Annotated in this window: 13 protein-coding genes; all 13 read right to left on the bottom strand. The window is 35.9% G+C overall.

Annotated elements, in window-relative coordinates:
• Positions 1-92: 92 nt before the first annotated feature.
• A complete protein-coding gene (locus BUA89_RS04440) occupies positions 93-1850 on the bottom strand; it encodes a discoidin domain-containing protein (protein WP_072954240.1) in 1758 nt (585 codons plus the stop codon).
• Between the two features lie 215 nt (positions 1851-2065).
• Positions 2066-3091, bottom strand: a complete 1026-nt coding sequence (locus tag BUA89_RS04445) for a hypothetical protein (protein WP_072953511.1) — start codon at positions 3089-3091, stop codon at positions 2066-2068.
• Positions 3088-4674: an NAD(P)-binding protein gene (locus tag BUA89_RS04450; protein WP_083531599.1), complete on the bottom strand. Its 1587-nt coding sequence runs from the start codon at positions 4672-4674 to the stop codon at positions 3088-3090. Before BUA89_RS04450 ends, BUA89_RS04445 begins: the two co-directional genes overlap by 4 nt.
• On the bottom strand, positions 4649-6163 hold the full coding sequence (locus BUA89_RS04455) for a polyamine aminopropyltransferase (RefSeq protein ID WP_072953513.1): 1515 nt from the start codon (positions 6161-6163) through the stop codon (positions 4649-4651). The genes BUA89_RS04450 and BUA89_RS04455 overlap by 26 nt, the downstream gene beginning before the upstream one ends.
• Positions 6156-6371, bottom strand: coding sequence for a DUF350 domain-containing protein (locus BUA89_RS04460; RefSeq protein ID WP_072953515.1), 216 nt, complete (start codon positions 6369-6371; stop codon positions 6156-6158). Before BUA89_RS04460 ends, BUA89_RS04455 begins: the two co-directional genes overlap by 8 nt.
• Positions 6372-6381: 10 nt before the next feature.
• The gene (locus tag BUA89_RS04465; protein ID WP_228420521.1) at positions 6382-6579 is read right to left on the bottom strand and encodes a hypothetical protein; all 198 of its coding nucleotides are present in this window, start codon (positions 6577-6579) and stop codon (positions 6382-6384) included.
• 3 nt (positions 6580-6582) lie between these two features.
• Positions 6583-8055, bottom strand: coding sequence for a DUF4178 domain-containing protein (locus BUA89_RS04470; protein WP_072953517.1), 1473 nt, complete (start codon positions 8053-8055; stop codon positions 6583-6585).
• Between the two features lie 2 nt (positions 8056-8057).
• Positions 8058-8417: an S-adenosylmethionine decarboxylase family protein gene (locus BUA89_RS04475; protein ID WP_072953519.1), complete on the bottom strand. Its 360-nt coding sequence runs from the start codon at positions 8415-8417 to the stop codon at positions 8058-8060.
• Between the two features lie 26 nt (positions 8418-8443).
• On the bottom strand, positions 8444-9367 hold the full coding sequence (gene ctlX / locus BUA89_RS04480) for a citrulline utilization hydrolase CtlX (protein ID WP_072953521.1): 924 nt from the start codon (positions 9365-9367) through the stop codon (positions 8444-8446).
• Positions 9368-9427: 60 nt separating this feature from the next.
• Entirely contained in the window at positions 9428-9823 is a 396-nt protein-coding gene (locus tag BUA89_RS04485) for a four helix bundle protein (RefSeq protein ID WP_072953523.1), read from the bottom strand.
• Between the two features lie 89 nt (positions 9824-9912).
• Positions 9913-10827, bottom strand: a complete 915-nt coding sequence (locus tag BUA89_RS04490; RefSeq protein WP_072953525.1) for a dimethylarginine dimethylaminohydrolase family protein — start codon at positions 10825-10827, stop codon at positions 9913-9915.
• A 388-nt stretch (positions 10828-11215) separates the two neighbouring features.
• Positions 11216-12040: a hypothetical protein gene (locus BUA89_RS04495; RefSeq protein WP_143152261.1), complete on the bottom strand. Its 825-nt coding sequence runs from the start codon at positions 12038-12040 to the stop codon at positions 11216-11218.
• 264 nt (positions 12041-12304) lie between these two features.
• Positions 12305-13372 (bottom strand): helix-turn-helix domain-containing protein, encoded by a 1068-nt coding sequence (locus BUA89_RS04500; RefSeq protein ID WP_072953529.1) that lies wholly within the window; start codon positions 13370-13372, stop codon positions 12305-12307.
• Positions 13373-13447 lie beyond the last annotated feature (75 nt).

Consider the following 13447-nt stretch of genomic DNA (forward strand, 5'->3'; position numbering starts at 1 on the left):
TTGGGATTATGAGTTTACATTTTTCTTTTTATTAAACTTATTTAAAACAAAACCCTCAAGGTATCTGAGGGTTTAAAAATATTATTGTAAAACTATTCCGATTTGAAAACTTCCGATTTCTCCGAAACTCCATTGGCATTAAAAGCCTCAATCTGGAAATAATAAGCATCTGTTCTGTCGGCTCCCGTAAAGAAATATTCGTTTTTACCATACACCATGATGCTTCCATATAATTTGTCCGGAGATTTTCCCCAATAGATTACATATCCGTCTGCCTCAGAATTCTGCTGCCATTTCATCCAGATGCTTCTTCTCTCACCGTATTTTTTTGGATCGGCTCTCAGCGGAACAAAATTCTGAACTTTTGCAGGAACAGCTCCCGCACCTTTCCCGAAAACTCTGAAACCGCTTAAAGCAAATTTACCTGTTGGCATTTTTAAGTTTTCCATTTTAAGAAATCTTGCCTTTGCTGGCTTTTCCAATTCTACATAATCATGAGGAACGTCTTTCGTATTTTTGCTTTTATCAACAATCACATTCCATTTTTTACCGTCGTTTGAACCGTAAATTTTATACTGATGCATTTTGCCTAAAGTCTTACCCATAAACTCAACATCCTGATCAGCATAATTAATCTGAATGGCATTAATCGTAGAAACTTCACCCAAATCTGTCTGAAACCATTCTCCCGAATTTCCGGTTTTAGCGCTCCAATAGGTTTTAATATCTTCATCTACCGCGTAATTGGAATGATACCCGCCTAATGTTGATGAAACCTGAACCGGCTTGTTATAATTCAGCAACATCCAACCTGCAAAAAGTCCCTTAGAAAAATCTTTTCCCTGAGCAAATTGAGGCAAAAATGTAGGATAATCTCCGTAAGCCGTGTTGGTATACATGACATCATCTTTATCAAAGCCGGCAGGCCAGATTCCCAAACGTCTTTCAAAATTATTTTTAGTGGAAATAAAAATCGTTGAAATATGCCACCAGTTTTTATAATTATCTTCAAAAGTTGCACCGTGTCCTGCTCCTCTTGCAAAACCTCCCGGTTTATAAGAAAACGGATTGTGCTGCTGATATTCGAAACCTTCCAACGGATTATTACTCACATATACCCCGTCAGAATATCCGCTGAACTCTGTTGCGGGCGCACCATACTGCATATAGTATTTCCCGTTGTGCTTTGTCATCCAAGCTCCTTCCACAAAGGGCTGCAGAAAAACATTATCATTATATTCCCCGAATCTTTCCCAGCCATGATCTTCAGGTTTTAATCTTAAAATCGGTTTTACAAAACCTTCGGATTGCAGATTTTTAACCTTCACTTCCGTTCCCAGCAAAGGCCATTCGTTGCTGGATCCCCAGTATAAGTAAAGTTTATTTTTATCTTCATCATAATGAAAAGCCGGATCCCAGGCACCTACTTTTAACGTATCTGTGGCAATTTTCCACTCGTCTTTTGTAGGGTTTGTACTTTTCCAGATCGGGAAATCCTGTTCCCAGGTAGATCCGAAAACATATAAGGTATCTTTCATCGCCCAAACTGCGGGAGCATTCAGGTCATGGATATATTTATTGTCTCTCAGAAATTTTCTTTTCACAAATTTCCAGTCGAGCATATCGTCGCTGTACCAATATCCTTCCTGATTGGTAGAAAAAAGAAACAGTTTATTTTTAAAATTAACGATCACCGGATCGGCTGTTGCACGGTGTTTTCCCTGTTTCGAAAAAACCTCGAACGGAGTATACCCGTAATCGATATTGATCGGGTTACAAAATGTCTTCTGCTGGGCTTTCAGACTAAAGATTCCTAACAGAATCGTTAATGAAAGGAGATACTTCTGCATTTTCATATGTTTAACTTTGGGAACAAAAATACTTAACTTTTTCGGGTTTATTCATGATAAAATAACGAATAACGTTCCAGAAGTTTTCTAAACAACTTTCTCCCACTGCTTCACCTCTCAAGAAGTTGTATATCGGTTAAAAGGACTGTGATAAGCATCGGCGGCCAGTTATGAACAGTCTGCATACCTTTACAACACTGCATTTAAGGATTGGATCAAACAGTTTTTTTCGGTTTCTTCCAGATAAAACCATCCAATAAATAGTGGGTGAGTTGTGGGACAACCAATAAGGGCACCAGAAACTGAAACCAATTCATTGCTATGTCCAGATGTAGAGAAAAGTGTTCGTTCCAGACTAAAACTTCCCATAAAAATTCTTCAAAAAAAGCGAATCCCAAAATTACCCCGATGAATAAAAATATTCCGAAAGTAGATTGAAAAATTGATTTTTTGCCGGTGTGCGCAATTTCTTTCTGTTTGATTTCCCGGATGTAAATTAATGCAACATAAGGAATTCCGTGTGAGATGACATTCAGAAAAGTGAAAACCAAATCATTATTAAAATAGACGATTCCAAAATACCATGACAGATACGTTCCGCTAATTAAGGCAATTTTTGGAATATTGAATTGTTTGGTTTTAAAAATTTCAAAAACGGTTTTAACGATCCAAAGAGATAAAATGGAGATATATAAGATGGTAATATAATTTATATAATCCGGTAAATTCTTTAGCCAGTTAAATTCATTTTCAACAAACCAGGTGAAAGCTCTCGGGGTTTTAAACCAATACAGCATCGGAAAAACAGTAGCGGAATAGACTGCAATTTCATCCATTCTTTTACTCCAGTTATCGGGTTCGAATCTTGCGTAAATTCTCATAAAGCCATATTGCTGACGAATGAAATGAAAAACCGCCACCAATGCTAATGCCGACCAGAACGTCAGGCTTCCGAATTGGTAGAGTATTAACCCTAACATCCAGCTTAACACAGGCATTCCGTAATATAAAAGCTTTCTTTTCTGAACCTCAGTTTTTACAAAATAAGTTTTAAATAAAGTAGAATACACATGCGCAACGTCCACAAAAACTATCAGGAAAAGCCATATATAAAAGGAATAATGATTTTCTAACCCCTGAATCTGTTTCTGAAAAAGGAAAATAATCAACAGAATAAGAAAAGGCGGCGATACGATGAACCAGCCATCAGTTTTTGCATTATGGATCCAAGGCTGTCTCATATCATTTTCTGTGCTGTTCTTAATCCCTGATAAAATGCTTCTTCGAAAATCGAAATTCCCGAAAGATCTGAATGAGCAAAGAAAACCTTTCCTTCAATCGGCTGTTTTGCTTTTTCAGCATATCCGAAAATCTGATTCGGAACGGGAGCAATCATTGCATGACCGATCTTGTGAAACTGCATTTCAATGATAAAATCTTCGATCAGGGGATGCGCTTTCTTCAGATCTTCCAACACCAGATTTTTAAGCTGATCTTCTTTTAAGGCATATAGTTTCTTTCTTGCTTTTTTGCTGTCGGCCGTTGAAAAGCTTCTGTAATATGTAATTACCTTTTCACCCAAAATCTGGTCCACATTCTGGTGCTGATCATAGATATACCCTAATCCATCTGAGCCATAAATCACATTATCCCAAGCCAATTCTTCATCACCCCCGAAATCATTCTGCAGTGTAATCGTCGTTAAAAACCATGGAACATAATTGAAATTCTCAGCTCTTTTATGATTAAAAATTCTTTCATTCACAAACTGTGGTGTTGCGAACAGAACTTTTTCAGCAATGATTTTTTTTGTCTTTTTTTGAATATGATCAAAACTTAAAACCTCAACTTTACTACCGATTTTCACATCAAAAACTAAATGATTCGGTGAAGATTTTCCTTGGGTATAGGGCAAAAAATGCTTCACTAATCTTGCATTTCCTTCCGGCCAGGTGAACACCTGATCCTTGTATTTTTTGCTCCAGTTGTTTTTTCTCCCTGAAAAATAATGAATTCCTGCCCAAGCCGAAACATAATCGATCCCCAAACCGTAATCGTCCCGACATGAGTAATCCAGAAGCCAAAGCAATTCTTCAGACATAAAATTCTCATGATGCAGCCAATCTTTAAAAACAATTTTCTCCAATTGTAAAATCTCATCACTCCGACTGGAATCATGAACCGGAATCGCAAACCAATATTTTCCTTCTGAATCTTTCTGATCCCGACAATGATCCATCATTTTAAAAAACCGATCTAGTTCTGCTTTAGTTTCCTGAGAAATCCCATTTTGCGGAACGATATCATTTTGCCATGAATTTTTGAAAAACAATCGTTCCTGCTGAGGAAAAGTCATTTGATATTCATCTAAAATCGGATCGCCGTTTTCATCATCACCTTGATAGACCCCGGATTCTTTCAGAAAATCGATGATTTCCGTATTTTCCTTATTGGGTAACGGTAAATAATGTGCACCCAGCGGAAATTTCGAAAACTTATTTTGTCCGTTGGATGAATTTCCGCCCAAATGATTTTCCATTTCCAGCAACAGATAGTCATTTTCATTATTCTGACTGAAAAATCTACATGCCGAAAGTCCGGAAATTCCCCCGCCAACAATAAGATATTTTGTATGGATTTCTTCCGTAGGCTTGGGAAAATCTTTAGCCCAAAGCTTATGGCCTAAAACGTGATTGGTACCTGAGATTTTAAGCAACAGTGATTTTGCTTTCTTACTGCAATATTGTAAAAAAGGGAGCATCAGACTGCCTAAAAATAATGTTTTCAGGAAATCTTTTCTACTGTACTTTTCCCCACTCTTCATCAAAATATCTCACTAAAATCTGGTTATCCAAACGGTTGATTTCAATATCTTTTGCCTTCATATCCTGTGTAAAATAAGAAAGCTGGGAAAAATTATAATCGTAGAATTTTAGGTTTGGAATTTTTCTGTAAATCTTATTGTTAATCGGTTCAAAAGAAGCCATCGAAAATCCCCATTCCCCAAACGATGGAACGTAGGTATGATACGCTGAAGTAAAAGGAAAAATCTGATTGATTGTTTTCTCGATACACCAGAAAGATTTTGGCGCAAAATATGGAGAAGTGGTCTGAACGATAATTTTTGTATCTAAAGTCGTTAATCTTTCCAACTCTTTGTAGAACTGTAAAGAATATAATTTTCCTAAGCTGTAATTGGAAGGATCCGGAAAATCGATGATAATGACATTGTATTTTTTCGTGTTCTCTTTTACCCAAATATAGGCATCTTTGTTGATAACTTTCAGTTTAGGATTGGAAAGAGAACTCTGATTCAGTTGACGCATCGTTTCATTGTTTTTGAAGAAATTGGTCATTTCTCCGTCCAGATCGACAAGCGTGATGTCTTTCACTTCTTTGTATTTCAAGACTTCACGAACAGCAAAACCGTCGCCTCCCCCTAAAATTAAAATATGATCAATCTTTTTAGCCATCGACATCGCAGGATGAACCAATGCTTCGTGGTAACGGTATTCGTCTACAGAAGAAAACTGTAAGTTATTGTTTAAATATAACCGAAATTCACGGTTGTTTCGGGTTAATACAATTCTTTGATACGGTGAACTTTTGGTATACACCACATTTTCACCATATAACTTCTCCTCTGAAAACGATAAAATTTTATCCGAAAAAATAAAAAGACCAACCAACAATACAAAAGCTCCGATGGATTTTACCTTTAAAGAAATCGGTTTCGAAAGCTCTTTTTTAAGATAGAAACATAAAAATATAGCAATCAAAATATTAATCAGTCCAAAAAACAAAGGTGTTTTTACAATACCCAACTGTGGAATTAAAACCAGCGGAAACAAAATGGAAGCCAACAAAGCCCCGATATAATCAAAGGCGAAAACATTTGATACGAGATCTTTGAACTGAACTCTATCTTTTAAAATATTCATCAGGAGCGGAATTTCTACTCCAACCAGACAACCTGTGAAGAAGACGAAAAGATATAAAACCGCCTCAAAATGTGCCAGGGTATTAAATAAGATGAATAGAACCACCGAACTGATTCCGCCGATAATACCAACCAGAATCTCGATCTCAATGAATTTATCAATTAAATTTCCTTTGATGAATTTCGCAAAATAAGAACCCACCCCCATAGAGAAAAGGTAAACTCCGATGATGAAGGAAAACTGTTTTACAGAATCTCCTAAAAGGTAGCTTGCCAAAGCTCCCGCAACCAACTCGTAGATCAGGCCGCAAGTCGCAATGACAAACACAGAGAACATCAAAAGCAGTTCAAGAGGAATCCTCTTTTTATCCATGAATTGCTGCGCTTATGATAATTGAAATCCCTATGATAAAAGCGCCGAAAATAATTGCCAAAGCAGTATTTTTATTCTGAGCGATCTCGTGCCATGTTTTTTCCGGTGTTAACTTTTCGATAATGACATAGCACACCAATAAAATAGCAATTCCCAAAAAAGAATAAATTACTGAATTGATGATGGGTAAAAAGTTGATCTGATCCATAGTTTATATTTTATTTGTGATAATATCTGTAATAGCCGACTCCTGAAGAATGATGTCTTCTTGTGGTTCCGTCGCGGTATGTCTCCGTTTTTTCGCAGTCGCAGAACTGGTTTCCGTTGTAAGTAAGGTAAGTGAACCAACTCAGAAAAAAGACTCCGATGAGGCACAGCATCCAGTTTTCTCTTATATAATTAATAATATTTGTCATGGTTTAGGATTGTGGATAAGGTGAATTTGAGCTGTTGGCCCATTTGTTCGTTTCAAAGATTTTTCTTCCCAGATAGCAGGCTCCTACGAAAATAATCAGTATAATCAGTACAATGGTAAAATTCCAGAAAGAAACGGGGAGCCACTCAGCTTTTATCTTTACTGTAGGATTGTTATCCGGTTTCATTTCATAATTGTATTCTGTAGGAATGGCATTGGAAAGAATCGAATCTATTTTCAGGATTTCTTGAGGTTTGCCGAGTATATTATTCATCGTCATCAATTCACTTTGCAGGAAAAATTTATCTGCATATGTTTTGATTTCAGAAGTCTTATTGTCTTTCATATAATAAGAGCCTTTACCATCCTGAATAACAGAATAATTGCCATTATCAAACTGATAGCCTTTCTTAAAAGGGTCTGAAGCATTTCCTTCTTTGTCCGCCGAAATTAAAAAGTGATATTTTCCAGGAGCAACACCACAAAAATTAAAGGTCTCATTTCCACTGCCCTCACTCCAGCTTTCTCCATCCTCATAACCGTGGTATTGTTCGATATCTTTGGAAGCGAAGGCAATTTCATTAGTTGCTTCGTTCACCAAGCTCAGCCCAACACTTGCCCAGGAATTATCAACATTTGAAGAAACCTCAACTTTCAAAGGAGCCGAACCTCCGGACAGTTCAAAGCTTTTACTCACCTTTTCTTTGTCTTTAACATCGGTAAAGTTAATTTCTTCCTCGAAAACTGATTTATTGGTTCTGGAAGTCACCACATACAATTGAATAAGGCAGATCATCAACGCTGCAACCGCCATGATATTGATGGTTTGCTTAAAATTAAAATAAAACGGCTGTACAATTCCCACTCCCGAATAATGAGGAAGGTGCGGGATCTTAAATGCCCTTTTTACTTTATATTTTGAAATATGCATGCCGAAAAAATATTCATTGGTACCTCCCGACTGTTCCTGGGAGATCATCTGGGTGGCATTGACATATTCTCGGTAGGTTGCCAGTCCGAAATTCAACCGGTCTTCAAAAAAACCGGCTGCAGCGTGGATGGTGCATTCCGTCGTCTCATACCAACGGTAATTTCTTCCGTGCAGTTCTGCCGCTTTTCCGTTGAGCTTTTTTTTGACATCCATCCCGTCGATTGAATGAAGAAAAACCCAATGGCCGTCACTTTCACTAAGAAAAGCATCTTCGCCTTTTTTATCTTTTAAGAAATATTCTCTCCAAAAAATGTGGGTTCCGTACTTTCTGATGATAATACCCGTGACGGTATATTCCACCTCATCAATCATCCCCTTCCGTCCCACCTCCAGCACTACACTTTCCACAGGTTTTTTTACAACTTTTGTAGAGGTATTTTTAGCTATATCAATGAGATTGGAACAAGATCGGCAAATGTATTCTTTGATCCGGAAATCTGCATCAATCTTATTCTCAGTTTTACATAAGGGACAGGTGAAATGCATTTTTATCTGTAAATTTTGTGTTTCTGTATGGTTTTAGCTTTAAAATATTCCACGACCTCATCAGCAATTTTTTCTACTTTCTCTGTATTATCCTGAGTATAGTTACAGAGAAAAACATCGAAAGTAAGCTGCCTGAATTCCGGCCAGGTGTGGATACACAGGTGAGACTCTTTAAGGCAAACTGCCGAAGTAAAGCTTTGATTTTCAAAAACATGATTGGTAACCCCTACAATCTCCACATCTTTTGTTGCAAGCATACTTTCGGTAAATGCCATAAAACCCTCACTGTCTAATAACAAAGCTTCTGACTCCGTTTCCAAAGTCAGAAGAATATGTAAACCTTTACTGGTTGATGTCTCCAATGGATTATATTTTTAGCAAATATAAATTATTTTTTTGGTAAGAAAACCTCGGCAAGCATACAACGTGCACTGCCTCCGCCATTTACTTCAATGGTATTAAGATCCGAATAAATGATCTCACAGTACTTTTCAATCGCTGAAACCTGTTCTTTTCTTAAAGATTTATAAGCTGTTTCGCTCATTACCAGAAATTTTTCCCCTTCGTTATTCTGAACCTGAAGCATATTTCCGGCAAACTGCTGCATCTGATCTTCAGAAATTTCAATGATTTCTTTTCCCGAATTTTTAATGGTTTCCGCAACATGTGCTCTTTCCGTTTCATCGTCGATACAATCCAGACAGATTACGACAAATTTATCCGCCACACACATCATCACATTGGTGTGGTAAATCGGAAGTCTTTCTGAACCAACTGTTTGGAAAGAATGAAAAACCACAGGCGTAAAACCATATTTTTCACAAAATTTTCTGAATAAATTTTCATCCAATCTTAAAGAAACCGAACCGTAAGCAATTTTGTTATCGTGATCAAAAATCATACTCCCCGTTCCTTCCAAATAATGTCCCTGAATTTCAGAAAGTGACCAGTCATCGATCTCCTCAACATCAAATCCCTGCTCTTTGATGGTTTCAATAATATCTTCTCTTCTTTCCACTCTTCTGTTGGAAGCGAACATCGGATATAAAACCACTTTTCCGTCATTGTGGAAACTTACCCAGTTATTCGGGAAAATTGAATCGGGAGTATGGGGATCTAAAGTATCTTTTATGGTGATAACATTAATTCCTTTGCTTCTTAACTTTTCAACAAAAGCTTTAAATTCAGTCAAGGCTTTAAATTGAATATCAAAACCTTTCTGTTCTACCTGAAAATAATTATTTTTTGCCGTTTCTTCATTAAAACCGAATGCGATCGGCTCTATCATTAATACTGTATCTGTTGTCTGCATAATGTTGAGTTTGAGGGTATTTTTTGGGTTTGAGAGTCTGAGTATTTTAGTGTAAAATTATTACTCCTTTTTATTTTGTGAAAAAGAACACCATTTTTCAGACTGACTCATCATGTTAACCAACATCCCGATTATTTGATTATAGTGAATGTTTAAATTATTAAACTGTTCTTCATTTATATAGTTACAGGCTAAAGCAAATTGCAGCCATGTCTGCGTTTCTCTTGCTTCACCTTCTGAATCTGTGAGTTTTGCTATAAAATATTTTTCATATTTTCTTTTTCCCCACGCTTCGCTGATATTGGCAGAGACCGACCTTGAAGATCTTCTGATTTGATCTGTTAGAGCATAAAGTTCTTCTTTAGGAAAAGACTTTGAAAGTTCAAAGATGATCATTGCAGTTTCGAAAGATTTTTGATAAACCTTCAAATCCTGATGAAATTTAATGGTTGACATATTTGTATTTTTATCTAAAATAGAAAAAATATCAACAACTCATCCTCAAACTCTACAGTTCTCCAACACAAAAAAACGCTCCGACTCGGTTATTCTCTTACCAAAGGCATAGTCGAGCATCTCAACAACCCTCCCATCTTGGAAATTTCTCTGTATGGGATTTCTTCCACTGTCATTCCCCATTCGTTTCTCAAATGATTATTCATTCTTGCGAAAGCTTTGTCGGAAACGACTACTTCAGGAGAAATAGAGAAGATATTAGGATTCATCTCAAACATTTCTTCGGCAGTTACGTGGAAACAGTTTTCTTCCCCGAAAATATCGATGATCAGACGATAATCGCTTTCATCCACAAATCCGTCTTTATAGATGATGCATTTATCTTTCCCGATCGGATTGAAAGTACAGTCCAAATGCAGAATTCCTTCATAAGGAATCTTGTCGTTTTTCTTCAGTTCAAGATCGATGATTCTTTTTTTAGGAAAATATTCCTTCAGAATTTCGATGGCATATTCGTTGGTTCTTGCTGTTTTATAGCTTCTGTAATCTTCACTGAAACATGTTCCGATAAATAGAAAGTCGTCCCAAACAATCACATCACCACCTTCGATATGCGCCGTTTCCGGCAGGTTGATAATTTTTCTCCATGCTACTTTTTCAAAAACGCTTTTATAAGCCTCCTGCTCGTCGGCTCTGTCGGCAATTACATTGGAAATAATCATTTTATCGTCGATGACAAAAGCGACGTCTCTCGCAAAAACCTGATTGTAATCTTCAATGATATCCGGACGAAAAACTTCTACATCGTATTTTTTCAATACCGCTTCAAAAGCATTCATTTCATCAATAATGTCTGATTCTTTCGGGTAGATATTATTTTCGATGGAGTAATATGATTTTGCGTCGTAGCTCTCTTCTAATGTCGGAACCGCTCCCATTGAATTGGGCTGGCCTAAAACTACTGACCTCAGCCTTCCCGTTTCGTTTTTTATATTTAGTTTCATAAAGATTTTATGCAATATTACAAATATAAGTAAAGGGCTGAATTTAGGAAACTTTTGCCGTATTTTTAGGGATGAGTCCAATATTATTCTATAAATTCTCCTGAATACAGTTTTCTATTTAAGTCGATTGACATAACAAACCTTTTATTCGCTTAAATAAAGAGATTTCGCAGATAATTTATTTACAACCTTTATACATTTAGAATTGAATTATCATTAAAATGACATTTATAAATGACAAAATTTTCCCTAAAATTTACACCCAAGTATATAAATCAACAACAGGAATCGAAATCTTAGTCAATGTTATTATTCCTATAAATAAAAAAACCTGACTATAAAGCAGGTTTTATTTCTAATTTTTAAAGTTCTTAATTTTTCAAATTTATCATTTTACTAAAACATCAGCCTTTCCCTGAACTCCCCAAACTGCCGCACCATTGCCATTTTGTTCACCTTCGCGGTGCACCAAAAGCTCAAATGTATAAGTTCCGGGCGGAAGATCATTAGCTGTATAGGTAACTGGAGCATTCCATCTTGGTCCTTCATTCGTATCAAATGCATTTACCCAACCACTCATCATGATACTAGGTATTTCTGTAGCCGTATTACTTCCCAACTGCTGTCTCACAGCAAAACGCAAATTGCCTTGTGAAGGCCCTGTATTTAGTCTAGATGTGCTACCCCAAACATCCCATCTTACAATCACTCTATTCTGAGAGTAATTCGCAGGCACAGTGACAACAAGTGTAGTACTGGTGATCAACTCATAAGGACCATTTCCAGGCTGTGCGGGAAGAATAAGATTTTGAAGTCCGTTAACTTTTGAAACTACTGCAGTATCAGCTAGCATCCAACTGTTATTACCAACTGCTGTCAACATTTTTTTCCAGACTGTACCATCAAAATAATAATATCCGGCAGCATTTACATTAATAGTTTGCCCAGAAAGTGTAGCAGAAGTATCTGTAATGTATACGATTGCACCAGTCTGTGCTGAAGTGTAGCTTTTAGCAGACAGCTGGCTGCCCAGTAATCTGGGAGCAATAACTCCTTCTAAAGATTGGGTATTGGTTGGATTTTTTGCCTGTATATCGAATGTTACACCAGGTGATGCAGTATTGACTCCAACTTGGGCAAATGTAATGGTACTGAAACAGAAAATAGCCATCGAAGCAATTCTGCTTGCTGTAGTGAAATTCTTTTTTTTCATATCACAAAATTTATGCAATACAAAAAAATAAAAAAAATAATACATATGTATTTTTTTTTCAAAAAAAACTATTAATCAAACATAAAAAACAATAAAATAATAAAACTAATTAAATTTATTCATAAATATTCGCAATTAAATATATTTTGCAACATCAGTCATGACATAAGCTTTTGGATAAAAAGCCAACGGGAGCTACAAATTTAAAAAATGTCTGAACAGAGGAAAAGCGGAACAATCATACAAGACTCTAATCTATCGTTTTTAATTTGAAAGCTCATTGTAGAACTTAATCTTTGTATTATCTTCTTTTTTTAAAAACTCAATATATTCTGTCGGTGTTTTCCCCATATATTCTTTAAATATTCTGTTGAAAGTGGATTGCTGAGAAAAGCCCGCCGCTTTATAAATATGTTCGATGGTAAATTTATGGTGGGCTCTGTTATCAAAATCAATTTTTACCTGCTGAATCCTGTAATCATTTATAATCTGACTAAATTTTTTATCCCCCACTTTATTCATTGCCTTAGACACGTAAGTAGTGTTGGATTGTACCATATCGGCCAGTTTTCTGATATTAAAATCAGGATCCTGATAAGGTTTATCTGTTTCAAGACAGCTTATTATTTTCTTAAAAAGAATATTATATTTTTCTTCATCTGTTAAGGATTCTGATTGATTTTTGAAATCAAATTCAAGGAGTTCATCATTCGTATTTGCTTTAGAAAAAGTTTTCGCGGCAGTTTCAATTTTAAGATGAAAAATTTTATCCGTATAATACAGTATAAGAAGCGAAAAATAAATCGCTACGGAATATCCAATATTTTCCTGAAGAACAAGATTTTGAGGATAATTTCTGTAAAAATCCGTATCCAGTGCCATTTTAAAATATACAGATATTTCTGATGCAAAAAAGTGATAGCAGAAAAGGATAAACGATACAATACCCGCAATTCTGAACGAGAAAAGAAAATTGATCATTAGTATTACAGGTACAAAAAGAAAAAATACAGCCTCTGTTACATTGGCAAGCAAGAGACTTATGTATGTTATAAAAATCGTAATACAGGTAACCAGAATACGAAAGATAATAATAAAATCGAATCTTGTCTTGGATATAATAAATCCTGTGTAAACCGTAAGAAAAAATGCAAATACCAAGACTCCGATTGGGACTATTACAAAATTTGGTATTACAAGGCTTAAAACCAGATACAGCAAAAAGACACCGGCAACAGAGAGAAAGAAAATTCTTCCAAATTGTTTTTTAAAAGAATCAACCGTGTTGCTAATATCTTTATAGGAATTATTCTTATAAAATATTCTCATCATTGTTATGTGTTTTTTGACTTAAAATAAAAAACTATCTGTAAAAAAATATATCAGCTAATGCAATTTTTTCCAAAA

Source organism: Chryseobacterium arachidis, assembly GCF_900129245.1.
GTDB lineage: Bacteria > Bacteroidota > Bacteroidia > Flavobacteriales > Weeksellaceae > Chryseobacterium > Chryseobacterium arachidis.